Below are 26600 nucleotides of genomic sequence, written 5' to 3'. Positions count from 1 at the left end.
GGTATTGTCTCCACCCGGATCTTCAGTTCACTTTGCCATGCACGTACTGACTCACTAACTCCTCAAGATCGAGACCCGATTCGGTATCGCGGATCGTATCTCCCGCCTTCAGTGGATCGCCACCCCCCCCAGGGGACAGTGCCAAAAATTTCTCTCCAATGATGCCCCGAGTCTTGATGGACGCAATCGTGTCGGTGTAGAGCTTGACGGTATTATTGACTGCCAGCTTCACCATCGCGCGATCCTCTTTGAGCACAATCCCGCGAACCCGACCGACTTCGACGCCAGCGATTTCGACCGTCGAGCCGGGCTTAAGCCCCGAGGCCGTATTGAACTGCGCGTCGACTTCATAGACGTCGCCGCTGACCAGTTCGAGCTTCCCGAGCTTGACTGCCAGATACCCGAGACACAAGATGCCGACGAGTACGAACATACCGACCACCATCTCTAGTTTGGCTTTTTCCATCCTTAGTACTCCCCCTCTCACCCAACGGGCGATCCCGGCAACGCCACAGTCCCACCGACTGAAATAAACTCATGGATCTCAGGGTCGGTGGTTCGCTGAAACTCGGCAGACTGAGCCATCAATACAATCTTTCCGTCCCGAAGCATCGCCACCCAGTCTGAAATCGCGAAGATTTCAGGAATTTCATGACTGACCATCACTGCCGTAAAACCGAACCGCCGCTGCATGCTTACAATCAAATCGTGAATCGACTTCGCCAGCAGAGGGTCCAACCCTGTCGTCGGCTCATCAAAAAGGATAATCTCCGGCTCCATGACCAACGCCCGCGCCAATCCAGCCCGTTTTCGCATACCCCCGCTCAACTCGGCAGGAAACTTGTGCCCCATCCCCGCCAGCCCGACTTCCCCGAGCTTTTCCTCAACCCGTTTGATCACCGCCGAGCCCTTCATGCGCAATTTTTCGCGCAACGGGAACGCCACGTTCTCGAAGACCGACAGGGAATCGAACAACGCGGCGCCCTGAAAAAGCATCGCAAATCGTTTCCGCACGTCATTCAAGCGTGTGCCGGACAGCCGGGAGATCTCTACATCGTCCACCCATACCTCGCCGCGATCCGGCTGCAGGAGCCCGATCATGTGCTTGAGCAGCACACTCTTTCCCGATCCGCTGCCACCGATGATAGTCGTCAGCTTACCGACGGGGATCGCAAGATCAACGCCTCCTAAGACGCGCTGATCTCCAAATTGCTTTTCGACGCCGATTAGCCTGATCATGGGTGTTAGAGCAAAACCGACGTGAGAAAATAGTCCCACACGAGGATAAGCACCGACGACAAGACCACCGCCTCAGTCGTCGCGCGTCCAAGCCCTTCGGCGCTGTGTCTCGTATAGAATCCTTTATAACAACAGATCCAACTGACGATCAGCCCGAAGCTGATCGACTTGAGAATGCCGCCGTAGATATCTTTCCATTCCACCGCTGATTCAATCGAGTTCCAGTAGGCGCCTTCACTCACACCCAACAGGTCCACGCCGACGAGGGAACCGCCATAGATACCGACCACATCAAAGATCGCCACCAGCAACGGGACTCCGATCACGCCCGCCACCAGTTTCGGTGCGATCAGATATTGCATCGGATTAATCGCCATCGTATCGAGCGCATCGATCTGCTCCGTGATCCGCATGATGCCGATCTCAGCGGTCATGGCTGAACCGGCCCGCGCAGTCACCATCAACGCCGCCAACACTGGTCCCAACTCCCGGATCATGCTCAACGCCACCGCAGAACCCAGCAACCCCTCGGAGCCGAACTTCCGCAAGCTGTAATAGCCTTGCAGCGCCAGCACCATCCCCGTAAACCCTGCCGTCAGCACGACGACAAACACGGATTTATACCCGATGAAGTGGAGCTGTTTCATGATTTGATGAAATCGAAACGGAGGCCGCACCAGCCAGGCACAGGCCGACAGCACAAACAACAACATGCGGCCCATCTCCTGGATACGGAGGATGGCCCGCGCACCCAGCTGTTCAATCACATTCGTCATTAGTTACCCAGGCAAGCGAAGAGATTCGATGTCTGAATTTGCATAATGTTGAAACCATTCGGTCAATCGACCCGCAGCCACTCGACTCTGTTTTCGCAGCCGATTCAGCCCTACGAAGCCGGTGGGGTGGCGGATGAGCGCCCACAAGCCTTTCATCCAGCCAGTGGGCCTGAGAAAGAGGTTGAAGTCAAGAGGGAGATCTTCATCCACGAGATCGGAAACTGTCCGCACGATCGCCATCGGCACACCGCGTTCGCGAGCCACCGATGCCAGCGCGGCACTTTCCATATCGAGCCCCGTCGCGTCAGTCAAATGACGCAGCCGGCGCTTGCCCTCGGCCTGCCATACCACGGTCGGTCCTGACACGATGGGTCCCACTCGCACGACCATCCCGGCATCCTGTGCCACGGCAAGAAGATCTGAGCGCACAGCCTCGTCGCACAATATCGAATCATGCCCTGTCGCCTCCGCTCCGTCATTCAGCACAGACGACACAGCGGTCCCAACGATGAGGTCTCCCACTTCAGCCGGTATAAGGGCGCAGGCAAAACCCGTAGATATGACCAAGGACATCGGCTGCGCCTTCAATACCTTTCCAGCAACCGCGCGGGCCGCAACAGGACCGACGCCGGTTTGAATGAGCCAGTAGGCACGCTGCCCATGGTGCCCAATCTGGCAACGAACTCCGGCAATGGTCGTCACACGATCCGTGATAATTGCACGCTGAACGGCCTGGAGTTCCCAGCGAGTCGCGACAAAGATGGCGATGGGATGCATCGAAGATCCTACAGCAGGCTGTCCCTCGCCAGCGGGAGAGGCTGAAGGAGCGATCACCGGTCGACTCGATGACACCCGGATGCCAAGACCTGCTCACGGACTTCATCGGCCCGCATGTGTCCGCGCGTCCGTAAGTTTCGATACATGGCCAAGGCCCACAGCGGGAAATATTGGCAGTACCAATGGTAGCGGAGATAAAACACCCGGGGGAAACCGGTGCCTGTATGGCGAACCTCTTCCCACGAACCATCCTTCAGTTGATGGCGGAGCAGATACTGGATGCCTCGAGCGACGCTGAAGGCGTCGGTCATCCCGGCCGACATCAGGCCCATGATGGCCCAAGCCGTTTGAGACGGGGTACTGTCTCCCTTCCCGCTCCACGCAGGGTCGTCGTCGTACGAATGACAGGACTCGCCCCAGCCGCCATCGGGATTCTGTTTCGACTCAAGCCAGGCGACCGCACGCTGAATATAGGGCTCCGAAAGATCCACCCCGATCGCTCGCAGGCCTGCCAGAACGGACCAGGTACCATAGATGTAATTGACGCCCCACCGGCCGTACCAACTGCCATCGGCTTCCTGCTCTCGCTTCAGAAACCGGAGCGCCGGCCCCACAGCTGGGTGTCTCTGATCGTAGCCCAGCGCTGCAAGCATCTCGAGACAACGTCCAGTCAGGTCTGACGTACTGGGATCGAGCAAAGCATGGTGATCGGCAAAGGGGATATAGTTGAACACGATGCGATTATTATCCTTGTCGTACGCGCCCCAGCCTCCATCGGACCCTTGCATAGCGAGCACCCAATTCGTTCCCCGTTGAATCGACTCTTGCAGTTCAGAAGCCTGAGCCATTCGAACTTTCGACAACGCCATCAACACGACGGCCGAGTCATCCACATCAGGATAGAGCTCGTTCTCAAACTGGAAGTACCAGCCTCCGGGTTCTGCATTGGGGGCCGAGAACTTCCAATCTCCAACCGTTTTTGTCTGACGGGAAGCCAAGTAGGAAGCCGCCTTTTGGAGAGAGGGGTGGTCCTGCGGCATCCCGGTTTCAATGAACGCATTCATGAGTAATGCCGTGTCCCAGATGGGAGAGTGACAGGGCTGGAGATGGAGAGCCTCGACGCGCTGATCGCCGATCGACACGATGCTGTAGACTTCCAGCGATTCGATTTCCTGAAATGCCTTCCGGACCAAGGGATCGTCGACCTGGTAGCCGAGGCAGCGAAGGGCCACGATCGAGTTCGCCATGGCCGGATAGATTGCCCCCAACCCACCACTGCCCTTGATATGGTCCAACATCCAGGTGGCTGCCTTATGCAAGGCCTTCTCGCGCAACCAACTCAGCGGCATCCGGTCGTAGAGTTTGAGCACCCCGTCCAATTGGACGAAGAAATTATGCGGGGTAAGCCACCGTTGATCCTTATTGAACGGTGGCACGTCGCGATAGCGAATCTCCGCCCTGGGGAAGACGTAGAGTTCGTCGATTCCCTGCTCTTTGGGAATACGGCAGACAGGCTGATTCGCAAACACCACCAACAGAGGAATCAGGACGGCACGCGACCAATAAGAAATCGCATAGATACTGAAGTAGAACCGCTTCGGCAGGAGCATGATCTCCGGCGGCATACTCGGAAGGCCTTCCCAATCGTACTGTTCAAACAGGGCCAAGGTGATTTTCGTGAAGACATTCGCACAGACCACGCCACCCTTGGCATGAATACAGTCACGGGCACGGAGCATGTAGGGCTCGTCGGCTGACATACCGCTCAACTTCAAGGCGAAATAGGCTTTGACCGAGGCGCTGATCTCCGAAGGGCCACCATGAAAAATCGGCCAGCCGCCATCGGGCAATTGCATGGCGCGGAGGTAGCGCACCGCCTTGCGCTCGCGTTCCGGATCGACCCGATCCAAAAATCTCCGCAGCAACAGATATTCGGAGGTCAGAGTCGTATCGGCTTCAAGTTCCGCAACCCAATAGCCTTCGGAGGCATCTTGTTTGGATAAGAACCAGGCTTGGCTGCGCCGAACCGCGTCGTCGATCGCATCCACGGGACTCACGGAATGGCTAGGTGGGCGGCGCATCGCAGGATCGATTGGCGTGGACATCAGGGGCTTGTCCGACACCAGACGTAGCGATGGAGCCTTGGACAATTCGGTCGCCAACCCCAACTTCTCCGGCACGGAGACGAAGAGACTGTCCGATAGACGACCCAGAAACGCTCGAATCAGATTCATTATATTGTTCTGTGGAAAGCTGCGGGTGGATGGGACAATACGAATGACTCGCTTCGTCCCGTATGAGCTCGAACTACGAGCCGTATGCCCGTAATACTACCCGTTGTGGGTATATAACAGACACCCTACCCCGAGTCAAGAAACAGAGAGGCAGAAGTCCTCTGAAGTATGCATGTTTTAGCTACGTTACGCGACTTAGACCGGTTGCAAATTCGCCAGTCTCACCGACACGATTTTTGAAATACCCGGTTCTTCCATCGTGACGCCAAACAAGGAATCTGCAATGGCCATCGTCCGCTTGTTATGCGTGATGACCATGAACTGAGCACTCGCGGAGAGTTCCCGCAAGACGCTGGTAAAGCGCCCGATATTCTCTTCGTCCAGCGGTGCGTCGATTTCGTCGAGGATACAGAACGGCGTCGGCCTGATCAGAAAGCTCGCGAAAAGCAGGGCCATCGCCGTTAAGGTTTTCTCGCCACCCGAGAGCATGGTCATACTCTTCAGGCGTTTCCCAGGCGGTTGCACCACGATGTCGACGCCGGGATCCTGTTGTCCAGAGCTCTCTGTCGTCTCATCCGCCGGGACCTCGACCAATTGCAGCTCAGCACGGCCCCCAGGAAAGAACTTCACGAATACCTCGCTGAATTTCTGCTGGAGCTCGGCAAAGGTGCTGGCAAACATATCCTTCGTGGTGAGGTTGACCCGCTGAATGATTTCCTTGAGCGAGCTGATAGAGGTGGAGAGATCCTGTTCCTGCGTCGTGAGAAATTGATACCGCTGATCCAATTCTTGATGCTCCTGAATCGCGGCCAAATTGATCGGTCCCAGGCGATCGAGCTTCTCGCGAAGTTTCTGCAGTTGCTCCCTCATCGCCATCTCATTCACGGCTGAACGGTCTTCTGAAATCGGCGCCTCGCCTAGTGACAGTTGTTCGGCCGTCATTTCCCCAACCCGCGCATCGAGCAGCGTCGTGAGATCGACCTGGTATGTGCCGGAGAGCGTGGACTCGACCGTCCCCAATTGCATTCGGACTTCTGCTTTCTTGACCTCCACCGCCAAGCGGGACTCACGAAGCGACGACACCGCACGGCGAACGTCCTCCAACCCGGCATCGAGCTGTTGGGCCGCCGCCATATCCTGCGCCTGAGATTCTTGCAATTCGACCAACTGTGTCTTCACCTGGTCAGCCGATTCGCCGAACTCGCGACAACGCGTTTCCTGATGTTCCCGCTCAGCCCGGCTCTGCTCAATCGAAGCCGTCAGCCCTTCGACCTGGCGCGTCACGATCTCAATCCGTGCGATCGCGGCCTGTTGCTCCTGCTCAACCCGGAGAAGGTCGCGGCGATGATGCTCGCGAGTCGTCCTGAGATTCTGCGCAACCAACTGCGCCTCGGTGAATCGCTCCTGAAGCCCCTGCTTGTCCTGATCGATCTGTCCCACCCGTTCACGCGCGCGAGTGAGCTCGCCTTCCTGGCCGGCCTTCTCCGCCATCCACTGCGCGAGCTGTGCTTCGGAGGAACGCATGTCATGCATGAGCCGCTCCACCTCCGCCAAACCGCGCTGGGCATCACTCATTAACGTGTCGATTCGTTGGGAGAGATTCCCCAGCACGTGCTGAAGCCCTGCTTCATCTTTTTGCAACGAGAGCCCGCGCATTTCTGCGTCGCGGAGCGACTCGACGAGTTGTCGGCCCTGCTCACGCAACTCCTGCCCTTGCGCCAGCAATCGCTCCCGCCGCTGCTTGCCCTCGTCAACAGACCCCGTCAGCGATAGGCGCTGGGCATCCAGCTGCAAGACCTCTCGTCGCCGTTGCAGCACACCTCCCGTCGCACTGACCTGTCCACCGGTGATCGTCCCGGCCGCATCCAGGATTTCGCCTGCACGGGTGACGAGAACCGGTCCATCGGGAGCCCCTATGGATAACTGAGACCACAAGGTCGTTGCATCCTGAAGGCTGTCGATAAATACGATCCGGTCGAAAAGATAGTTGCGCGCCGCTTCCCGTTCGCCCTGGACAGGGATTAAATCGACCGCACGGCCCACCACACCAGGCTGACCCTGTACCGCAGGCCACCACTGCTGAGAGGCAGCATCCCGAGCTGTCCAACGAGGATGCTGAGGAATAAACGTACCCCGCCCAAGATCTTTTCCCTTGAGAAACTCAATCGCGTCACAAGCGGCGGCGGGACTATCGACGAACCAGCCTCTGACCCGCTCACTCAAAATCGCTTCCACGGCCCGATCCCATCCAGCCGGCACAGCCAACCATTCGGCAATGGCATCGCGGACTCCGCTACAAGCTTTGAGCGCCGTCGATTCTTCATCGCCACGCCGCCCATAACCCATATCTTCCTGCAGCACACCTTCCAACGCCCGGAGATGGGAATCCACCGCCGCCAACTCTTCCGACTGACGAAGAACCAACTGATCGACCTCGACCAATTCTGCCGATACCCGCTCGCTTTCCTCTTCAACGCCCTGCTTCTGCCGTCGCAGATCGGCCACCAGCTGCTCTGCCTCCTGGCAGGCCTGCTTGAGTGCCTCACGCTTGTCCGTTGTCGTGACATGCTGCAGCTGAAAGTCTTCCCGCTCGCGGGCTAGACGGCCCTCACGATCCGTCGCCTCTTGAATACGAGTAGCCAATTGAACCAATGTCTGCTCGGTATTGGCGACCAATACCGCCAGATTCAGGACGTCCCGGCGCCCTCGCTCTTCCTCTGCCATGGCCGCAGTGCGCTGATGAACCAGCCCTTTCATCTCCTGCTCAAGTGTCGCGAAGGCCTGCTCACGCTCCGCACATTCACGCTCGAGCGCGACCAGCATACCCTCCAGAGCCGTAATTTCCGCCGTGCCCTGCGCTTGCTCCTGGCTGAGGCGCTCGAGCTCCTGCCCGCCCTGGCTCTGCTGCTGCACGTAGAGCTCACCGCGATTACGCTCGACTTCTGCGGCCGTCAAGGCCTGCGCCTGTTGCTGCTCAACTTTCGACAGTTCCTCGCGCCGCTGCCCGATCGCCTCGCTCGCCGTGGCCATCGCGAATTTGACCTGCTCAAGTTCTGCGCTCAAGCGTGCCAAGCCGGCGGCCTGTTCGGACTCGCGATCCCCCAGCTGTTGCAGCTCCTCCTCGACTTCCGCGATCGTCGTTCGAAGCATGCGATACTCATTCGTGAGCAGCTGAATCTCCAGCGATTTGGACTCCTGGTGCAATGCCTGATAGGACCGTGCCTGCCTGGCTTGACGCTCAAGCGAATTCAACTGTTTCTTCACCTCGGCAATAATGTCCCGCACGCGCAAGAGATTCTGCTGTGTCGCATCCAACTTGCGTAACGCTTCGGCCTTCTGCTTTTTATAACGAACGATCCCGGCCGTTTCTTCGATCAACTCGCGCCGATCTTGCGGCGAGGCGTTGAGAATTTGATCGATTTGCCCCTGAGCGATCACCGTGTGCCCCTTGGTTCCGGCCCTGGTATCCAGCAGGATGCTCCGGACATCCTTCAACCGGCAGACGGTCTTATTGATGAGGTATTCACTATCGCCATTGCGGTAGAGGCGGCGGGTGATCATGAGCTCTTGATATTCGGACAGCTGACTGGAAAGCCCGGACAGGGGATCCACATTGATCCGATCAAGGCCACTGATTACGAGCGATACTTCGGCCAGGCCAAGAGGCTTGCGCATCTCGGTCCCGTTAAAAATCACATCTTCCATCTTCTCGCTGCGCAGCGCCTTGGTGCTCTGTTCCCCGAGTACCCAGAGAATCGCATCGACGACATTACTCTTTCCGCTTCCGTTGGGTCCCACAATAGCCGTGACGCCATCGGGAAATTCGATCCGGGCCTCCGCGAACGACTTAAACCCCGCCATTTCAAGGGATTTCAAATACATCGGCGACTCCTTCGGTAGCGTGTATCAAGAAAAATCACAGGGAAAGAATGCCCGGATTTGTAACATAGGCCAACGGAAAAAATCAAAGAAAAACACTGCCGGTGGTAGGACCGGATAGAGGAACCTACAATACTTAGGGAGTGGGGCAATGGGGCTGCGGAACGATTACCCGCCTACGCCTCGACAGATCTGTTGGAAGACTCGATGGTAATCAGTTCCTTAGGGAGGAGAAACTCAACGTCCTCTTCGATCACCGTCAGGTCTTCGACCTCGGCAGGCCCAAAGGTCTTGAGGTAGGTCACGACCTCTTCAACCAGAACCTCCGGAGCCGAGGCGCCGGCCGTAATCCCGATCGCTTTCACATTGGCAAGCCATTCAGGGTTGATGTCGGAGGCGGCGTCGATCAGGTAGGACGCAATCCCGCACCGCTCCCCCAGCTCTCGCAACCGGTTGGAGTTCGAACTATTGGGGGAACCGATGACCAGGATGACATCCACCAACAAGGATAGCTCCTTCACCGCATTCTGCCGATTCTGTGTCGCATAACAGATGTCTTCTTGGTGAGGTCCCTTGATATGCGGGAACCGTTCATGAAGCGCCCCGACGATATCCCGACATTCATCGACACTCAACGTCGTTTGGGTAACGTACGAAAGATCATGCGTTTGATCGACCTGCAGCTTCTTGACATCCTCTACCGACGAAACCAGGTGGAACTTGTCCGGAATCTGCCCGAGCGTCCCGATCACTTCGGGATGGCCGGCATGGCCGATCAGAATGAGATCGTACCCCTGCGTATAGTCGCGATTAACCTCGTTATGCACTTTGATGACCAACGGACAGGTGGCATCGATCACATGCAGTCCCCGCCGGTTCGCTTCATCCCAGACCGACTTGGCAACCCCGTGGGCACTGAAGATCACCACCGAACCTTCCGGCACTTCTCCCAATTCCTCCACAAACACGGCGCCCTTGTCGCGAAGCGAGTTCACGACATGCCTACTATGGACGATTTCGTGCCGCACGTAGATCGGCGCCCCATACTTCTTGAGCGAGAGATCGACAATATCGATCGCCCGATCGACTCCGGCGCAAAACCCTCGTGGATTCGTGAGATAGATCTTCATGACGGCTACCTTTCCTTCATACGTACATGACCACATACGTGCCCATATACTTGCAGACGACTGCCGTCCACCTTACGTCAGCACAGCAGGTTCCGTCAACCCAAATGGGCCCGCGTGCTCTTCGCCGCCGTCTTGACACGATGCCTTCTCCCTCGTAGGCTCACGCGACTCACTATGTCCAACCCAACCAGCAAAAAAGTTCTCATCGTTGAAGACGAGCACGACATTCTCCAACTGGTCAAACTCTATTTGGAGAAAGAGGGCTTTCGAACGGTCGCGGCCAAAACCGGCACCGAAGGTCTTCAGTACGCGAAACAAGAGAAGCCAGACTTGGTCGTCCTCGACTTGATGCTGCCTGAGATCGACGGCCTCGAGGTCTGCAAACGACTGCGGTCGGCTCCGGAAACGGCCATGATCCCCATCATTATGTTGACCGCCAAAGCCGAAGAATCGGACACCATCGTAGGACTGGAACTGGGGGCCGACGACTACGTAACCAAACCCTTCAGCCCGAAGACGCTCGTCGCCCGGATCAAAGCCCTCCTCCGCCGACTCGACCGGAAACCGGGCGAGAGTCCGGCCAGGTACCAATATGGCGATCTGGTGATGGACCTTGCACGACACGAAGTCACCGTGAACAAGACAGAAGTCCCGCTCACGGCCAAAGAATTCGGCCTGCTCGAACATCTCCTGCGCAATCCCGGCAGAGTCCTGACCCGAGACATCCTGCTCAATACCGTCTGGGGCTACGATTACTACGGCACGACACGAACCGTCGACGTCCACATTCGACGGCTCAAGCAGAAACTCCCCTCGCTCAACGAGGCAATTATATCGGTCAAGTCTCTGGGCTATAAACTAAGGGAGCAGTGATGCGTCATGACATTCTCGATCCGCTGGAAAGTCACGATCGGCACGCTCTTGGTCCTCGCCTGTGGACTGCTCATCGCCAGAACCTTGGCGATTCGATCCCTTGAACAAGAAGAAATCGCGCGATCGGGCCAGATACTGGAGACGCGAACCGGCCTCGTCGCCTATGGTCTGCAACCGTTTCTGACACAATCAGGGGCGCTGTCGTCGACTCCTCAATTACAAGCAGCCGTTCTGGATCTCGGCGCACGGGCCTTCGCCCGCGTAACCGTCGTCGCGCTGGATGGCCTGGTGCTGGCCGACAGCGCCGTCTCGGACCGTAACCTCTCGACGGTGGAAAACCATCTCGCACGTCCTGAAATTCAGCAAGCTGTTGCCACAGGACGGGGAACGGATCTGCGCACGAGTCACACCACCGGTGAACGCACCCTGTACCTGGCCGTCAGCATCGGCGGCACAAACCGGACGAGATCCTCCGGCTTCTTACGGCTGGGGTTACCCATGGCCACGTTCGATCATGAGGTGGCCAAGTTACACCGGAACTTGGCCCTTGCCTTTGGCATTGCCTTCTTAATTGCCGTCGCGCTGAGTGTGGGGCTCGCGCGCAGCATCACACAACCCCTGTCCGATATTGCCATCGCCGCGCGGCAACTTGCCCATGGTGACCACAACGTTCGCATCAGGACAGGATCACGGGATGAAGTCGGCCTCCTCGCTGACACGCTCAATCAGATGACGGACCAACTGCGGAGCAAGATCGACGAGCTTTCCGAAGACCGGGCCCAACTCTTGGCCATGCTGACCTCGATGGTCGAGGGCGTCATGGTCCTGGACTGCCGAGGCCACGTCCTCCAAGTCAATCCGGCGCTAGAGCGAATGTTCGAGGTCAGTCGAATGGATGCACGGGGGCGCCATTGCTCTGAGGTCTTCCGCCATCCGCAGCTGAACACACTCGTCTCAACAGTGTTGGCGACACGCACGAATGAGGAAGATGAGATTCTGCTGCACCCGAACGGACGCTGTCTCCATATCGAGGCCTCGGTCACGTCCTGCGATCGCGAGAACGAAGCCTGCGCCGTGCTGGTTTTTCACGACATTACCGAGTTGCGCCGCCTGGAGAATATCCGGAAAGATTTCGTCGCAAACGTGTCCCACGAGCTGAGGACCCCGCTCACGTCGATCAAGGGTTATATCGAGGCCTTACTCGACGGGGCCAAAGACGACCCCGATACCAGCACGAAATTTCTCGAGATTATTCTCAAGCAAAGCGACCGGCTGAACCTGATCCTGGAAGACCTCCTCCAGCTCTCGAAGATCGAGTCGGGACAGATTCTGTTCAAGCGGGAGCCCCTGCAAGTCCAGCGGGTCATTGAACGGACATTGGCCATGATCAAGCCCTTAGCGGACAAGAAAGGGCACCGACTCCTCTCCTTCGTCGCCCAGGATCTACCAGCTGTACTCGGCGATGAAGACCGGTTGATGCAAGTCCTGTCGAACTTGCTCGATAACGCGGTCAAGTATACCCCCGAGAACGGGACCATTACCCTGGCGGCGCACCCGGTTGCTGACGATCTCGAACGGCCCATGATTGTCACTGCCCTGGAGTTGAGCGTGACCGATACCGGACTCGGCATTCCTGAACAGGATCGCCCCCGCGTCTTCGAACGATTCTATCGAGTGGACAAAGCACGCTCGCGCGAGATGGGAGGCACAGGCCTTGGCCTGGCAATCGTGAAACATATCGTCGAGGGGTTGGGAGGGCGGGTATGGGTCGAAGCTAATGCTCTGACCGGCAGCCGGTTTGTCGTCCGGCTACCGATCCCACACATCGATCAGCCGGTTTAGTGAAGCTTGACCATGAGAACATAGATGAGCGAGGCGAGAAGCGCGGCGCCAGGTAGCGTGAACACCCAGGCGTAGAGAATTCTCGTCGTGACGCCCCAACGCACCGCCGAAAGTCGCTTAATCGCGCCGACCCCCATGACCGACGTCGTGATGGTCTGCGTAGTGCTCACCGGCAGACCGATATGCGCGGTCACGAGCAACACCGCCGCCGCACCAGTCTCAGCCGCAAATCCATGCACCGGTTCCAGCTTCACGATCCCCATTCCCAACGTACGGACGATCTGCCAGCCGCCCACCGCCGTCCCCAATCCCATCGCCACCGCGCAGGCGACGATCACCCAACCCGGCACCTCGCCCGAAGGGATCTGCCCGGCAGAGAGCAAGGCCAAGGTAATGATCCCCATGGCCTTCTGCGCATCATTGGCCCCGTGACTGAACGCCATGAAGCAGGCGGAGACGAGCTGCAGCCGTTTGAATAGTCGCGTGGCCACACTTCGTGTCACACGAAAGCAGGCCCAGCTGATGAGTACCATCAACGTAAACCCAATCGCAAAACCAAAAAACGGCGCCAGCACCATGGCTTCCATCACCGGACGAAGCCCGGACCACTTCACCATGGCCCACCCACCATGGGTCACCGCCGCCCCGACCAGTCCGCCGATCAAGGCGTGAGACGAACTCGTCGGCAATCCCAACAGCAGCGTGAAGAGATTCCACAAGATTGCACCGGCCAATGCCGCCGCCACCATTTCTTGAGTGACCATGGTCGGGTTCACAATCCCCGACCCCACCATCTTAGCGACCGCCGTGGACATGAACGCCCCGGCGACATTGAGCACGCCGGCGGCCATAACTGCCACGAGCGGACTCACGACTCGCGTCGAGACGACCGTCGCAATGGCATTGGCACTGTCATGCCACCCGTTCGAAAAATCGAACAGGAGCGCCAGCAACACGACAAGAAGCAACATTCCAGTCAATTCAGGCATGCGCCCTCCGGGCAGGCACGAGGCACAAGGCGATGAACTACAGGCAAGAGGTCCCTATTCATATCTTCACAACCTATGGCCTATAGCCACGAGCCTCACGCCCCTTGCAAGTCATTTCAATGATGTTTGAGCGCGATCCGCTCAAGAATATTCGCGACGTCTTCGCAGCGATCGGTTCCCGCCTCGAAGCTCTCGTAAATCTCTTTCCACTTGAGTACCGCGATCGGATCGGTTTCTTTTTCAAAGAGGGCGGATATCGCATCGCGGGAAACTCGGTCGGCCTCGTTTTCCAGGCTGTTCACCCGCACGCTGCATTCTTTCAGCTCCGGATGCGCAAGCCCCAGGCGATCCACACCACTCCCCACGGCCACGGAAGCCTGATACAAAATATCGGCCAACTTGACCGCCATCGGAGTCGGCTTTGCGACCTTGTATAACACGAAGCGATCGGCGATGGCCTCCGTCACATCCAGGATATCGTCGAGCGCGCTCGCGAGATCATGAATGTCTTCCCGATCGATCGGCGTAATAAAGGTCTTGTTCAATCGAAACGCAATATCGTGCGTAATGCCATCGCCGACATGTTCAACGTCTTTAATCCCCTTGGCTTGTTCGATGGGAGACCGAAAATCTTCCATCATGACCTTGAGAAGGCGGCTTCCCTCAATCATATTATGTGCGGCCTTCTTGAACAGCTCGAAGAACGCTTCTTCTCGAGGGATCAATCCAAATAACATCGCGACGCTCCTCAGTTCAGATACAATCGGCGCTTCTCGCGGCACAGGCAGCGCCGACACGCCAGACATCGACAGCCCTTACCAGCGCACCAACCCGGCCGCCCACGTTACCCCACCCCCAAAACTTCCCAGCAAGACAAGGTCGTGGGGCACAATCTTTCCCGAGCGGACGGCGTAGTCGAGCGCGATCGGCACTGACGCCGACGACGTATTACCATACCGCCCGATCACGGAACAAACCCGTTCCGGCGAAACCCCCAGCCGCTTCGTCAGCTGGCTGATAATTCGACCGTTGGCTTGGTGCAAGACCAGCTGCGCAAGATCGTGAATATCGACACCGCATTCCTTCACAATCTCAAGGATGGCCTGCTCCAATCGTTTGACGGCCAAACGAAAGAGCGGCGCACCCTGCATCCGCAACGTATGACCCTTCGCCTCAACCGTATCCGATGTCGTCGGCAGACGCGATCCCCCTGCGGGAATCGATATCAAACCATGCTGGGCACCGTCCGCATGGAGGCGGATCCCCATGAGCCCACGGCCAGGCTGCCCCGTCTCCGGTTCGCCCTGCAGCACCACCGCACCGGCTCCATCGCCGAATAACAGCACCGTATCGCCGTCAGCGGGGTCCAGGGAACGAGACTTCACCTCGGCGGCGACCACCAAACAGGTCTTGATTTGACCGCTCCGAATCATCGCATCGGCCATCGAGAGGCCATAGAGAAAACCTGAACAGGAAGCCGCCACATCGAATGCCGGTATCGCGGGACAACCCAGCATCCGCTGAACATGACACGCCGTAGAGGGAAAGACCGAGTCGGGAGAGGTTGTCGACAGCACAATTGCCCCTACGTCAGAAGCCGGGAGTCCTGCGGCCTCAAGCGCCTGCCTGGCGGCTTCCACGGCAAGATCAGAAGAGGCTTGGGATGCCGCGGCCCAGCGACGTTCCAGAATCCCTGTCAGGCGAGAAACCGCGTCAGGCTCAATACCCAACGAGGCCCCCACCTCGCGATTCGTTACCACCCGTTCAGGGAGGTACGAGCCCGTCCCAATAATCCTTGTCCGTATCATATATATTTGTCTACTGTGCGGGTCACTGCAAGAATGGCGGGATTGATTATAGGTCTCGGTGCCACGGGGGTCAACTCGCATGCTCGAATCGTTGCATTCAACCTGCGCTCCTGCTACATTTTGACGCAGTGATGATACGCGTATTTTCCAGCTTCTCAGGTGCTCCACGGCTGGCAACGGCTCTCGGCCTTTGCATGGCCGTCTTCTGCGTCATCACGGCCTGCTCCAGTACACCCAAACCCCAAGACACGGCTAAGAAAGCCCTGAGCGGGACCGACGAGCAAATCTTCCTGGGCGATACAATCGAGAAGAACTACGACCCCAACGTCATTATGAAGCGAGGCGAAGCGTTCTTCGAGAAAGAGGAATACACGGAAGCCATCGTAGAATATAACCACTTCCTCGATCTCCATCGCACCCATACCCTCGCCTCCTATGCCGCCTTCCGGATCGGAGAAAGCCAGATGAAGCGGGCCAAGGGGATCGATCGCGACCCGGACCCTGTCCAGAAAGCCATCGAAGCCTTTGAGCGGCTGCGGAAAGACTTTCAAGGCAGCCGGTACGACGGACAAGCGCTCCAGAAGATCCAGGAATGCCACGATCTCCTCGCGCAGATGCATCTCTTCGTAGGGCAATTCTATTATCGACGGGGTTCCTATCTGGCCGCCGCACATCGCTTCGAACAAATCATGAAGCTCTACCCCGACAAGTCGGTCGCACCCGACGCCTTGTATTTCTTGGCGCTCAGCTACCATGACTTGGGCGCAGACGATTGGGCCAGTGAACAACTGACCCTCTTGGCAGAAAAATACCCGGGCAATGTGCACGCAGGCGAGGGCAAGAGCTTGCTCGCGAAAATTGGCAGCGGGAAACCTGCTCCACTTTTGGCAAAACAGACCGAGCCCCCGCCAACCGCGGCTAGTTCGACGGCCGCTTCTCCATCGGAGAGCCAGCTCAGTCTCGCAACCGGACTCCTCCCCTCAGTCCCGACCGGATCCTTCCGCCTGCCTTCCGCCTCAGCCTTGGGGTTAGGTCAATCGTTTGTGACCTGCCGCCTCGGCGCTTGGTGCTAATTCCCCGCAGCATTGAAGTAATCACCGTTCCGCTATCAGCAGACGTCTACCTCTCTTGATTGTCGGGTGTGATCCAGACATGAATGCGGTGAGCGACGATGAGCTCAACGGAACGAAACGGCTTCGAGGAGCAAGTCCTTGAGGGATAGTTTGATCAGGCTCTTCGCCTTGGCATAAAACGTTCGGTAGGTTTCACGCCCGCGGAGGACGTCATAATAGAGCATGACGATATGTTGATAGCGTGGCAGGTGGTGGTGGCAGAAACGCGGATACGAATAGACCATGCTCGCCACGCGAGCCGCCACCAGGAACTCCTCGTAAATCTCCCGCCTGACGGCATCTTCATACTCGGCCAGCGAATATCGCGGATCCTTGACCTGATTCAGAATCGATTCTGCGGCCAACTGCCCAGACCGCACGGCATAATAGATCCCTTCGCCGAATAAGGGATCGACCAGATGCCCGGCATCTCCCACCAGCAAGGCGCGGCCGCGCACTAATCCAACTGACTCTCGATCGGCTTCGCCATACTCACTGAAGACCGGAAGTGGATGACCGGTCGGATGCGGGACCTTCCATGCCGCCAATCCCTGCTCATGTTGTACGAACTGATCGAACACCTTCTTCGGACTCGCGAGCCCTCCGCGAAGATCCCCCACGCCGATGGAAAGCCGTTCCTGCTTCGGGAAAATCCAGGCATATCCTGCGGGCGTCGCACCGATATCGATCAGCGCACGTCCGGTGCCTGGATACTGGGGTGCCGTCCCGATCGGGACTTCACTCTCCAAAGCCGCCATCCGACGGCTCCGGCGGCCCGGGAATAACTGCTGCGCCACCAGGCTATTCGCCCCATCCGCCCCGATCAAAACCTGCGCCGCATATCGGCCACGATCCGTTGTCACTTCAATCCCGTCAGGAAGCTGCCGACAAGACGTCACCAGCTCGTCTTCGTGCACCTCGGTGCCCGCTCGCCTCGCCTTCTCCACAAGGAGATGGTCGAACCGATCACGCATGACCATGTAGGCGATCGGGCTGGAGGAATCGAGAAAGAAAGGGTCCGTGCCGCGGTAAGAAAATTGTATGCCGTAGATCGTCTGCTCAACGACCGACTTGTACTCGTCGTCCAAGATACCGTCTATCCTGGCCGATAAGCCGCCGCCGCAGACCTTGTATCGTGGATGCGTTGCCTTATCGAGCCCGAGGACGGACAGCCCCGCTCGACTCAACTGATAGGCAGCGGTGGCGCCGGCCGGCCCCATACCGACAACCAAGGCATCGTAGACTTTAACGTTGGGCAGCGTTGGCATTGAAAGAAGACCGTCTAACCCCTGCCTGTTGAGGCCTCAGTTCTGCGTACTGCGATTTGGATTGAGATGACCGGGAGTCGACGCGGTACGAGGAGCTCCGCTGACGCAGGATTCCCTACCTTAGCAATCTGGCATTCTGATCACTGCCCGAGGTACCACCCAATCCCCTGCCGTTCTAAAAATCCGGTAATCATCGTGAGGGTATTGGCATAAATCATGACGCCCACGATGATCAGCAAGACCCCACTCACGGTCGAAACTCCCCACAAATAGAGGCGCGCCTGCTTGAAGTAGGTCAGGAACCGATCCACTCCCAGGGCCGTCAGAAATAGCGGCAATCCCAATCCCATCGAATAACTCGTCAACAACAACACCCCGTTCAACAGCGAATCGGTGGTGCTGGCATACAGCAAGATGGTCCCGAGCACCGGCCCGACGCAAGGCGTCCAACCGGCGGCAAATGCGATACCGATCAAAAACGATCCCACATACCCGACCGGTCGACTTCTGAATTGGAAGCGATGTTCCATCTTCAGAAAACTGATATTCAAGATCCCCAATAAGTAGAGACCGAAGATGATGATCAGGATCCCGCCGATCCGTCTGATGTGATCTTGGTAGGTAATCAGGGCCTGCCCGATAAAGCTGGCAGAGGCACCAAAGGACACGAAGACGGTGGTAAATCCGGCGATAAACAACAGGGCATTGACGACGATGGACTTCTTAAACTTCGATCGCACCGTCGAATCGGTGAGTTGTTCGATGGAGAGCCCGGTAATGTAGGAAATGTACGAGGGAACCAGTGGAAGCACGCAGGGCGACACAAACGATAGCAAGCCGGCCGAAAATGCCGCCACCAGAGAAATATTCGTGATCGATTGCGACAAGGTCTGACAGGCTCCTAGCAGACTACAAAAATGTTCTGTGAGTGCGCCAAAAATTTACTGATCTGCCCATTTGAAACAACAGGCGAAATCCACGCAGGATGCTCAAACAGTCCGTTCAGCAAGGCCGCAGCGAGCGAAGAGGCGAGGCGTACCCTTGTGGCACGTTGAGCCTCTGAACGATGCTGACGGACTGTTTGAGCATCCTGCTACGACTTCATCAACATCTGCACCAGCTGATGTGCCTCAGTCGCTCCCCAGTCGCGCGCGCCGAAAATTTGGTGCCGGACAATTCCTTGACGGTCGACCATAAAAGTCATAGGAAGACTCCTGGCCCCATAGGTCAATCCTACACGATAATCGGCATCGTGGAGGATGGGGAACGTCAGGTGGTTCTCTTGCTGAAACGGCCTGGTGACCGACGCGCCTTGCGCATCGGTAGACACCGCGAGAATTTCAAAATCATTCCTTGAAAATGTCCGGTAGAGCTCCTCCATCGCCGGCATCTCTACCCGGCAAGGGCCGCACCAGGTCGCCCAAAAATTCAACAACACCACTTTGCCACGCAGGTCAGACAGCGAAACCATCTGGCCGTTCAAATCTCGAAGACGAAAGTTCGGGGCAGGCTCACCCAGTTTCACGACGTTGCGTTCAGCAACCGGCAGAATATCAGGCGCTGCCGCCCCGCCGATCCCGCCCAGCGTGACCATCAGCATGGCCAGGATTCCAACAATGGCCAGCCTCATCATCCCTTCCTCGCTCCACCGTCCAATGACTGAGTATCAGCGGCTTTGGGAGTCACATTGAGCAACTTGGTCAACACTTGCAGGCTCTCGAGTCTTGTCCAATCCCGCGGCCCGATCACAATCTCTCGAATGACGCCCTGCTGGTCGATGATAAACGTTTCAGGGACACCCATGCGTTTATAGGGCTTATCGGTCTTTCCCCAGGAATCGATCAAGACAGGGAAGGTCAGATTCATGCCCTTGATGAACGGAGGGATGTCTTTGGTCGTCGTCACGCGATCGATGCTGACCGCCAGAACCACCAGGCCGTCCTTCTCGAAGTTCTTGTGGAGCACTTCCATCGAAGGCATTTCTTCACGGCAGGGTTTGCACCAGGTCGCCCAAAAATTCAGAAATACCACCTTGCCTCGAAAGTCCGAGAGCCGCTGGGGCTTGTCGTTCAGATCGGTCAGGGCAAAATCAGGCGCCGCCTTCCCCACCGTCAGCAGCTCATACTGGGCGCTCTGCATCCAGACAATACCGAACACCACCGCGAGAATGGCTGCACCGACCAGCACGATTCCCATGCGCGACGAGCGGGGCTCGCGAGAAACGCCAGGGTTGCTCGTCTCGCCTGTCCCGCTGTGCTCGGGCTTATGCATAGGCATGGAGGCCTGACAGCAAGAAGTTCACGCCCCAGAAACAAAAGACGACCATCAAGAAGCCGAAGATCGCATACACGGCGGCACGGTGCCCCTCCCACCCGCGCGTCATCCTGGCATGGATGTAAGCTCCATAGATCAGCCAGACGATCAGCGACCAGGTCTCTTTCGGATCCCAGCTCCAATACCCGCCCCACGCATAGTTGGCCCACATCGCCCCGAGAATAATGCCGAAGGCCAGCAAGGGGAAGCCCACCGTAATGGCTTTGTAGCCTAACTCATCGATGGTCTCGAGATCCGGAAAGGCGGCGTAGAAGCGGGAAGTGCTCCCCCGTCGTTCCGCCCGCTCCTTAAAGAGGTACATCACGCCCAGGCCCCCGGCCATTGCAAAGGCCGCATAGCTGGTCAACGTGATCGACACATGGATGTAAATCCAATAGCTATTCAGCGCCGGCACGAGAGGTTCTGCCGTCTGGTATCGATAGGGCAACAGCGAAGCCGCACCCATGGCAATAAACCCGATCCCCACCACAAAGGCGCCAATGGCTTTGATCTTGTAGCGCAGCTCCAAGAGCACATAGCCCAGAATAATTGCCCAGGACACATAGGCCATGGCCTCGAACTGATTGGACCAGGGCGCAAAGGTCCCTGAGGTCTGCATCCGTTCGAAGGCCCGCGTGAACAGGGCGCCGGTATTCACGATCCAACCGAACACCGTAATCAACGTGGCGATCTGGCCCAACTGCGTGGCCCAGGCTCCGTCTCGTTCATCGAAGTTATCCGCTGAATGACCGGCAGGAGCCAGGGCCATCGCCGGACGTCGCGCAAATAGATAGGCAATGTAGAGGGTCAGCGCGGCAAGATAGAGCCAAAACGTCATGTCGAATAGGAACAGGGATCGGACCATCATGTCCTCCGCGATCGATTCAGGCCAACGTACCAATCGTCATCATACTCAATACAGCGGCAGTTTGACTACTCAACCAGCCCCTCATCGCTTCACGGCTCATACCGGAGAGGCCGAGAAGGTGCGGAGTTTGTCCGTCAACTTTCGAAACTCCCGCTGAAAGTCGATCTGGCTCTTGTGTGTCGTGCCGCCGACATACACCGTCACCCCCTCCGGAGCCGGAACGATCTTCATCCAGATCCGGCGGTGGAAGATAAAGGACGAGAGGGTAATCCCCACCACAATCATGGTCGAGCCGGTCCAGACGATATTGATCCCGGGATTCTTAGCGATCTGAAGACCGGTAAACTTCTTCGGCTTGTACGCCACCAATTCGAACTGGTATTTCGACTCTTTAATATCGAAGAGGTCCGGGAACTGATAGAACACCCAGGGCGTCGACTGGACCGAGCTCCGCTCATTCACCGCCAATCTGATTGCAGGATTCGCATGTTCCACGGTCTTGGAAAATACCTTCTTCTCCGTCGAGTTGAAGGCAAAGTCCGCCACGAAATCGGTGATCGATAACTTCAGGTCGAGATCGGCAACCGCCTGCTCCTTGTGCCACTCAAGATCGACGGTCTTGAGGACCTTGTCCGTCGCTTTATCCTTAATGTTGACCCGCGCCACTTCGACCTGATCCCAGGAATCCCCGTAACTGGACTGATAGAACCAAATGCCTTTGTAGACGAGGGGATCGTTGACCGAGATGGTCTTGGTGACAGCCGACTTGCCCCCGTCGATGACCGTCAGGGTACTGTTGTAGGACTTCACGGACCCGTTCTCATGATAGTCGATCCAGAATTTATCGACCTTGATGTCGAAGTTCCCCCGCGGGATATGATAGGTCTGCCCTTCGAGACAGACCCCGAATTCCTGAAAGCCGTAATAGGTGCCGATCAGGCCGCCGACGATGATCACGGTCGCACTCAAATGCGCCATATGCGCGCCGACGCGTCCCAGGACCCCCTTCGTCGCATAGATCGTCACTTCCCCCGGGTCATTTTTCGCCAGGACCTTGTAGCCCTTTTCGATAAAATGTTGGGCCAACTGCTGGGACACGACTTCCTTGCTGCTTGCGATCGAGACCTCGGCCTGCTGCTTCATCCCCTTCACAAAGTCCAGCGAGACGCTGACCCGGTCTTGTTTCATCGACCGCCAGACACCGGGGAACCGTTTATAGAAACAGGTGAGCGAGTTGACACAAAGGAGTCCGAGGAGACTGGTAAACCACCAGGTGTGATAGACGTCGATGAACCCCAGCCGGAGAAACCACCGATAGGTATTCTCTCCGTACTCTTGAATATAGGATTCTGGCCGTTCGTTCTGTTGGATGACCGTCCCGATCGTCGCAGTGATGGCAATGAAGAGAAAGAGAAACATCGCCAGCTTGATCGAGGCGAAGAACTCGACGAGTTCGCGGGAGAACTCCTCCCATCCCAGCCTGGGAGCGGGGGATCGGGGACTCTGCTGTTCGGGAATCGCGTCCGACTGACCATTCATCGTATTGATAATCCTTTTCTCATCACGAGGCACAGCCTATCACCGCTCGTTGAATCCGAGGCCTTACACAGACGAACGATCGTGGCCAGTGGAGAGTAGGCCAATCCCAGACGCGCCCTTAGTGGTGGCGTAAAGAAAAGAGGCGAGAAATGCAGGACGCGGTGATCTTACAAGTGCCTGAAAAGGGGTGTCAAGCAAGCGCGCGATGCCGCTCCTGACGTTCCAGGACGTGAAAGAAATAGACAAAGGAGGCGCGCTCATACTAGTATTCCATGGCAATACGTGAGGTTATCGCCAACCGACCATTGAGGAGCCAATGAGAACTAACTACCTGTTCACATCAGAGTCTGTGACAGAAGGACATCCCGATAAGATCGCCGACCAGATCTCCGACGGAATCCTGGATGCGATCATCGCAAAAGATAAGTTTGCCAGAGTCGCCTGCGAGACAATACTGACCACCGGCATTGCCTTCGTGGCCGGTGAAATCTCCACCAAGGCCTATGTCGAGATTCCCGATATCATTCGCGAAGTCATCAAAGACGTCGGCTACTGCGACGCCTCCTGGGGATTCGACTACCACACCTGTTCCGTTCTCACCGCCATTCACCAGCAATCGGGCGACATCTCCATGGGCGTGGATTCCGGCGGCGCCGGCGACCAGGGACTGATGTTCGGCTTTGCCAGCGACGAGACCTCCGAACTCATGCCCATGCCGATCGTCCTCGCCCATCGGCTCACCAAGCGGCTGGCCGAAGTCCGGAAGAAGAACATCCTCCCCTGGGTCCGCCCCGACGGCAAATCCCAAGTGACCGTGGAGTACAAGAACGGCAAACCGGTGCGGATCGACACCATCGTCGTATCGACCCAGCATAGCCCCGACGTGACCAACAAGCAGATCGAGCGCGACATCATGGAGAAAGTCATCCGGCCCATGATGCCGAAAGGGCTCTATGACCCGACTAGCGTGAAACACCACATCAATCCTACCGGCCGCTTCGTGGTCGGCGGTCCGATGGGCGACACAGGGCTGACGGGCCGCAAGATCATCGTCGACACCTACGGCGGTCACGGTAGCCATGGAGGCGGCTGCTTCTCCGGCAAGGATCCCACGAAGGTAGACCGATCGGCCTCATATATGGCCCGCTACATCGCGAAAAACATCGTCGCCGCCGGGCTGGCGAGAAAATGCGAAGTGCAGCTCGCCTATGCCATCGGCGTCGCCGACCCCGTCTCAGTGCTGGTCGACACGATGGACACGGAAAAGGTGGCGGTCGAGAATCTGGACAAGCTTGTGCGGAAGCACTTCCCCTTGACCCCGCGCGGCATCATCGACCATCTCAAGCTCCGCCGACCGATCTTCCGAAAGACGGCATCATACGGGCACTTCGGTCGGAGCGAACCGGAGTTCACCTGGGAAAAGACCGACAAGGCCAAACTCTTGCGCAAAGACGCAGGCCTGTAATTTAGACCGGACCGATGACAGGGGGGGCCGGATTGAAAAATCCGGCCCCCCTTTTTCTGAACACCATTGACGATTGACGCTTTTCAGAAGGAGGCATCTGTGGAATACGACGTGAAGGATATGAAGTTAGCAGACCAGGGTAAACTCAAGATCGAATGGGCCGAAGCCACCATGCCGGTCCTCCGCCTCATCAAGCAACGCTTTCTTCGACAGCAGCCCTTCAAGGGCCTGCGCATGACCGCGTGCCTCCACGTGACGACCGAAACCGCCAATTTAATGAAAACACTCAAGGCCGGGGGAGCCGATGTGCGGCTTTGCGCCTCCAATCCGCTGAGTACGCAGGATGAAGTTGCGGCGGCGCTCGTCAAACATGACGGCATCCCGACATTCGCCATTAAGGGCGAAGACAACCAGACCTACTATAAGCACATCCAATCGGCGATCGCCCACAAGCCGCAAATCACGATGGACGACGGAGCCGATGTCGTCTCGCTCATCCATTCCAAGCGGAAGGATTTGCTCAAGTACGTGATCGGCGGCACGGAAGAGACCACCACCGGCGTCATTCGACTCCGCAGCATGGCCGCGAAGAAAGTGCTGAAGTTCCCCGTCATCTCGGTGAACGACGCCGACACGAAGCACCTGTTCGACAACCGCTACGGGACCGGCCAGAGCACGATCGACGGGATCATCCGCGCCACGAACCGCCTGATCTGCGGCACCACGTTCGTCGTCGCCGGCTACGGCTGGTGCGGGAGAGGGATCGCCATGCGCGCCAAGGGCATGGGCGCCGATGTCGTGGTCACCGAGATCGATCCGGTCAAGGCGATTGAAGCGGTCATGGACGGGTTCCGTGTCATGCCGATGGAGAAGGCTGCGCTGATCGGAGATTTCTTCGTCACGGTCACAGGCAATCTGAAAGTCATTCGCCGCGAGCACTTCGCCGCCATGAAGGAAGGGGCCATCGTCTGCAACTCAGGCCACTTCAACGTCGAGCTGGATATTCCGGCCTTGGAAAAATTGAGCAAGAGAAAACGCCTCATCAGACCTGGCGTCGAACAATTCACGCTGAAGACGGGCCACCGGGTCAGCCTGCTCGGCGAGGGACGGCTCGTGAACCTGGCGACGGCCGAGGGCCATCCTTCCAGCGTCATGGACATGAGCTTCGCCAACCAGGCGCTCGGAGCGGAATACCTGGTGAAGAACTACAAGAAGCTGGAGAAGAAGGTTTATCCTGTTCCGCCGGTGATCGATAAAGAAATCGCCAGGCTCAAACTCGCCGGCATGGGGATGAAAATCGATACGCTGACGAAGGAGCAGATGAAGTATCTGGCCAGTTGGGAGATGGGGACATAGGAACGGAGCAGCGCGCAGTGGTCCCCCTGCTCGCAGAACGCGCACGATAAAACTGTGCTCGTTCGATGCGCGCAATAGGAACCACCTTCGCACCACTCCTACCAGAATAAGGAGAGGGATTAATGAAAAGGCCACCGGAAACGGTGGCCTTTTTGTTTATGGTTAAGAAAGCGGCCCTTTATGCTTCAAAGGCACCAAATCGTGATACCCCCCACTGGTCAGTCACATCCACCGATGCTCGCCATCCATAGTATCTCGCGCACCACTGGTACCTGAGTACGGGCCAAAGAAGGATTGCGGGCTTTATGCTATCCATGCGACCCACGAGCCCGTTTGCTGGAGCTCAATTTTCCAGATGAGGAGAAAGGGAAGTGGCAGAAAACAAGCCGCGCGCGACGGTTAGCGAAGTCTCCCAAACCCAGCAAGGGCCACTACCGCACCACTAAGAACCGTGAGCAGCACTAGAGTGCGGCTTGAGAGAGAGCCTGTTGCGGTAACCAGTTGAGTCCCTGGGTACGCTAGTACGGCGACTCCGAGGATACCCGCCAGCAGAGCTCATGCGATTCGGATAACAGGGGCCATGCGTCAACCTCTCACAAGCATTCATCAATGATTGGATGAATGAGATGATAATACTTAAGATTTTAATGCCGGTCCAGCGATTTAAAACTGGAGTGTAGTCCGCTGATTAAGTGTCCCACCAAGGACTTACCTGAAGACTCTCAGCAAGAGGAATAAGCGGCAAAAAATGAAGTTTCATGATCGCACAGCTCATTGTGGATCATGGTGTTTTGGCACCAAATTGGCACCGCTCCCCCCCTCAAAAAGTTGGAGCCAGAGCAGAAGTTCGCCAGGGGCTCTCACTCCAATTTCAGCGGGTCCGTCTCCGTTGACACGAACGCCGATCAGCAATCCTGTAAACTGGTTGCGGTCAAGTTTTATCTCTTCAGTTTTCCGACCATTTTTCTCCAGCCGGTACACGGTAAGCACTTTGTCCGTTATCGACACTTCCTTGTTGCCTCCTGAAACATTGCCAAACGCAAAACTCGTTTCCGAAGAAGGACGAAGTTTATACGGGAAATTTCCGAACAGGATTTTTAACAAGGAAAATTTATTCTGTTGGACGGTCTCG

22 protein-coding genes are annotated in these 26600 nt (G+C 57.1%); 5 read left to right on the top strand and 17 right to left on the bottom strand.

Annotated elements, in window-relative coordinates:
* Window positions 1-22 precede the first annotated feature (22 nt).
* The 7 genes from mlaD to ispH all read right to left on the bottom strand — a co-directional run bounded on the left by mlaD (window position 23) and on the right by ispH (window position 10035).
* Entirely contained in the window at window positions 23-466 is a 444-nt protein-coding gene (gene mlaD, locus Q8N00_10835) for an outer membrane lipid asymmetry maintenance protein MlaD (GenBank protein ID MDP2383290.1), read from the bottom strand.
* A 17-nt stretch (window positions 467-483) separates the two neighbouring features.
* Window positions 484-1239: an ATP-binding cassette domain-containing protein gene (locus tag Q8N00_10830; protein ID MDP2383289.1), complete on the bottom strand. Its 756-nt coding sequence runs from the start codon at window positions 1237-1239 to the stop codon at window positions 484-486.
* A 5-nt stretch (window positions 1240-1244) separates the two neighbouring features.
* Window positions 1245-2015, bottom strand: a complete 771-nt coding sequence (locus Q8N00_10825; GenBank protein MDP2383288.1) for an MlaE family lipid ABC transporter permease subunit — start codon at window positions 2013-2015, stop codon at window positions 1245-1247.
* Window positions 2016-2018: 3 nt separating this feature from the next.
* Complete coding sequence (locus Q8N00_10820) at window positions 2019-2792, bottom strand: hypothetical protein (GenBank protein ID MDP2383287.1); 774 nt, start codon at window positions 2790-2792, stop codon at window positions 2019-2021.
* Between the two features lie 53 nt (window positions 2793-2845).
* A complete protein-coding gene (gene shc / locus Q8N00_10815; GenBank protein ID MDP2383286.1) occupies window positions 2846-5026 on the bottom strand; it encodes a squalene--hopene cyclase in 2181 nt (726 codons plus the stop codon).
* A 195-nt stretch (window positions 5027-5221) separates the two neighbouring features.
* The gene (smc, locus tag Q8N00_10810) at window positions 5222-8908 is read right to left on the bottom strand and encodes a chromosome segregation protein SMC (protein MDP2383285.1); all 3687 of its coding nucleotides are present in this window, start codon (window positions 8906-8908) and stop codon (window positions 5222-5224) included.
* A gap of 173 nt (window positions 8909-9081) precedes the next feature.
* Window positions 9082-10035: a 4-hydroxy-3-methylbut-2-enyl diphosphate reductase gene (ispH, locus tag Q8N00_10805; GenBank protein MDP2383284.1), complete on the bottom strand. Its 954-nt coding sequence runs from the start codon at window positions 10033-10035 to the stop codon at window positions 9082-9084.
* 174 nt (window positions 10036-10209) lie between these two features.
* Here ispH and Q8N00_10800 point away from each other — a divergent pair, with 174 nt between their 5' ends.
* Together Q8N00_10800 and Q8N00_10795 are read left to right on the top strand one after the other, a co-directional pair.
* A complete protein-coding gene (locus Q8N00_10800; GenBank protein MDP2383283.1) occupies window positions 10210-10908 on the top strand; it encodes a response regulator transcription factor in 699 nt (232 codons plus the stop codon).
* A gap of 6 nt (window positions 10909-10914) precedes the next feature.
* Window positions 10915-12750, top strand: a complete 1836-nt coding sequence (locus Q8N00_10795) for an ATP-binding protein (protein ID MDP2383282.1) — start codon at window positions 10915-10917, stop codon at window positions 12748-12750.
* Here the strand turns inward: Q8N00_10795 and Q8N00_10790 are convergent.
* The 3 genes from Q8N00_10790 to Q8N00_10780 all read right to left on the bottom strand — a co-directional run bounded on the left by Q8N00_10790 (window position 12747) and on the right by Q8N00_10780 (window position 15547).
* Entirely contained in the window at window positions 12747-13739 is a 993-nt protein-coding gene (locus tag Q8N00_10790) for an inorganic phosphate transporter (protein MDP2383281.1), read from the bottom strand. The genes Q8N00_10795 and Q8N00_10790 overlap by 4 nt on opposite strands.
* Before the next feature lie 116 nt (window positions 13740-13855).
* Window positions 13856-14476, bottom strand: coding sequence for a DUF47 family protein (locus tag Q8N00_10785; GenBank protein ID MDP2383280.1), 621 nt, complete (start codon window positions 14474-14476; stop codon window positions 13856-13858).
* A 78-nt stretch (window positions 14477-14554) separates the two neighbouring features.
* Entirely contained in the window at window positions 14555-15547 is a 993-nt protein-coding gene (locus Q8N00_10780; protein MDP2383279.1) for a beta-ketoacyl-ACP synthase III, read from the bottom strand.
* A 194-nt stretch (window positions 15548-15741) separates the two neighbouring features.
* Between Q8N00_10780 and bamD the strand changes: the two genes are divergently transcribed.
* The gene (gene bamD, locus Q8N00_10775; GenBank protein ID MDP2383278.1) at window positions 15742-16620 is read left to right on the top strand and encodes an outer membrane protein assembly factor BamD; all 879 of its coding nucleotides are present in this window, start codon (window positions 15742-15744) and stop codon (window positions 16618-16620) included.
* Between the two features lie 104 nt (window positions 16621-16724).
* Here bamD and Q8N00_10770 read toward each other — a convergent pair whose 3' ends face one another.
* From Q8N00_10770 to Q8N00_10745, 6 genes are all read right to left on the bottom strand, one after another.
* A complete protein-coding gene (locus tag Q8N00_10770; GenBank protein MDP2383277.1) occupies window positions 16725-17927 on the bottom strand; it encodes a geranylgeranyl reductase family protein in 1203 nt (400 codons plus the stop codon).
* Window positions 17928-18067: 140 nt separating this feature from the next.
* On the bottom strand, window positions 18068-18814 hold the full coding sequence (locus Q8N00_10765) for a cytochrome c biogenesis CcdA family protein (protein MDP2383276.1): 747 nt from the start codon (window positions 18812-18814) through the stop codon (window positions 18068-18070).
* 206 nt (window positions 18815-19020) lie between these two features.
* The gene (locus Q8N00_10760) at window positions 19021-19560 is read right to left on the bottom strand and encodes a TlpA family protein disulfide reductase (protein MDP2383275.1); all 540 of its coding nucleotides are present in this window, start codon (window positions 19558-19560) and stop codon (window positions 19021-19023) included.
* Window positions 19557-20204 (bottom strand): TlpA disulfide reductase family protein, encoded by a 648-nt coding sequence (locus Q8N00_10755; protein MDP2383274.1) that lies wholly within the window; start codon window positions 20202-20204, stop codon window positions 19557-19559. Before Q8N00_10755 ends, Q8N00_10760 begins: the two co-directional genes overlap by 4 nt.
* Window positions 20191-21108 (bottom strand): c-type cytochrome biogenesis protein CcsB, encoded by a 918-nt coding sequence (gene ccsB, locus Q8N00_10750; protein ID MDP2383273.1) that lies wholly within the window; start codon window positions 21106-21108, stop codon window positions 20191-20193. The genes Q8N00_10755 and ccsB overlap by 14 nt, the downstream gene beginning before the upstream one ends.
* Before the next feature lie 96 nt (window positions 21109-21204).
* Window positions 21205-22647, bottom strand: coding sequence for a cytochrome c biogenesis protein ResB (locus tag Q8N00_10745; GenBank protein MDP2383272.1), 1443 nt, complete (start codon window positions 22645-22647; stop codon window positions 21205-21207).
* Window positions 22648-22963: 316 nt separating this feature from the next.
* On the opposite strand from Q8N00_10745, the gene metK reads away from it, so the two are divergent.
* Together metK and ahcY are read left to right on the top strand one after the other, a co-directional pair.
* Window positions 22964-24112, top strand: coding sequence for a methionine adenosyltransferase (gene metK / locus Q8N00_10740; protein MDP2383271.1), 1149 nt, complete (start codon window positions 22964-22966; stop codon window positions 24110-24112).
* Window positions 24113-24211: 99 nt separating this feature from the next.
* Window positions 24212-25468, top strand: a complete 1257-nt coding sequence (gene ahcY / locus Q8N00_10735; GenBank protein MDP2383270.1) for an adenosylhomocysteinase — start codon at window positions 24212-24214, stop codon at window positions 25466-25468.
* Window positions 25469-26239: 771 nt separating this feature from the next.
* Here ahcY and Q8N00_10730 read toward each other — a convergent pair.
* Complete coding sequence (locus Q8N00_10730; GenBank protein MDP2383269.1) at window positions 26240-26572, bottom strand: hypothetical protein; 333 nt, start codon at window positions 26570-26572, stop codon at window positions 26240-26242.
* Window positions 26573-26600 lie beyond the last annotated feature (28 nt).

This window comes from Nitrospirota bacterium, from assembly GCA_030684575.1.
Taxonomy (GTDB): Bacteria; Nitrospirota; Nitrospiria; order Nitrospirales; family Nitrospiraceae; genus Palsa-1315.
The sequence above is the reverse complement of the archived record's forward strand: the minus strand, read 5'-3'. Positions and strand labels throughout refer to the sequence as shown.

Excerpts from the sequence above, each read along its gene's own strand:
- mlaD (MDP2383290.1), bottom strand. The coding sequence starts at position 466 with ATGGAAAAAGCCAAACTAGAGATGGTGGTCGGTATGTTCGTACTCGTC.
- Q8N00_10830 (MDP2383289.1), bottom strand. The coding sequence starts at position 1,239 with ATGATCAGGCTAATCGGCGTCGAAAAGCAATTTGGAGATCAGCGCGTC.
- Q8N00_10825 (MDP2383288.1), bottom strand. The coding sequence starts at position 2,015 with ATGACGAATGTGATTGAACAGCTGGGTGCGCGGGCCATCCTCCGTATC.
- Q8N00_10820 (MDP2383287.1), bottom strand. The coding sequence starts at position 2,792 with ATGCATCCCATCGCCATCTTTGTCGCGACTCGCTGGGAACTCCAGGCC.
- shc (MDP2383286.1), bottom strand. The coding sequence starts at position 5,026 with ATGAATCTGATTCGAGCGTTTCTGGGTCGTCTATCGGACAGTCTCTTC.
- smc (MDP2383285.1), bottom strand. The coding sequence starts at position 8,908 with ATGTATTTGAAATCCCTTGAAATGGCGGGGTTTAAGTCGTTCGCGGAG.
- ispH (MDP2383284.1), bottom strand. The coding sequence starts at position 10,035 with ATGAAGATCTATCTCACGAATCCACGAGGGTTTTGCGCCGGAGTCGAT.
- Q8N00_10800 (MDP2383283.1), top strand. The coding sequence starts at position 10,210 with ATGTCCAACCCAACCAGCAAAAAAGTTCTCATCGTTGAAGACGAGCAC.
- Q8N00_10795 (MDP2383282.1), top strand. The coding sequence starts at position 10,915 with ATGACATTCTCGATCCGCTGGAAAGTCACGATCGGCACGCTCTTGGTC.
- Q8N00_10790 (MDP2383281.1), bottom strand. The coding sequence starts at position 13,739 with ATGCCTGAATTGACTGGAATGTTGCTTCTTGTCGTGTTGCTGGCGCTC.
- Q8N00_10785 (MDP2383280.1), bottom strand. The coding sequence starts at position 14,476 with ATGTTATTTGGATTGATCCCTCGAGAAGAAGCGTTCTTCGAGCTGTTC.
- Q8N00_10780 (MDP2383279.1), bottom strand. The coding sequence starts at position 15,547 with ATGATACGGACAAGGATTATTGGGACGGGCTCGTACCTCCCTGAACGG.
- bamD (MDP2383278.1), top strand. The coding sequence starts at position 15,742 with ATGGCCGTCTTCTGCGTCATCACGGCCTGCTCCAGTACACCCAAACCC.
- Q8N00_10770 (MDP2383277.1), bottom strand. The coding sequence starts at position 17,927 with ATGCCAACGCTGCCCAACGTTAAAGTCTACGATGCCTTGGTTGTCGGT.
- Q8N00_10760 (MDP2383275.1), bottom strand. The coding sequence starts at position 19,560 with ATGATGAGGCTGGCCATTGTTGGAATCCTGGCCATGCTGATGGTCACG.
- Q8N00_10755 (MDP2383274.1), bottom strand. The coding sequence starts at position 20,204 with ATGCCTATGCATAAGCCCGAGCACAGCGGGACAGGCGAGACGAGCAAC.
- ccsB (MDP2383273.1), bottom strand. The coding sequence starts at position 21,108 with ATGATGGTCCGATCCCTGTTCCTATTCGACATGACGTTTTGGCTCTAT.
- Q8N00_10745 (MDP2383272.1), bottom strand. The coding sequence starts at position 22,647 with ATGAATGGTCAGTCGGACGCGATTCCCGAACAGCAGAGTCCCCGATCC.
- metK (MDP2383271.1), top strand. The coding sequence starts at position 22,964 with ATGAGAACTAACTACCTGTTCACATCAGAGTCTGTGACAGAAGGACAT.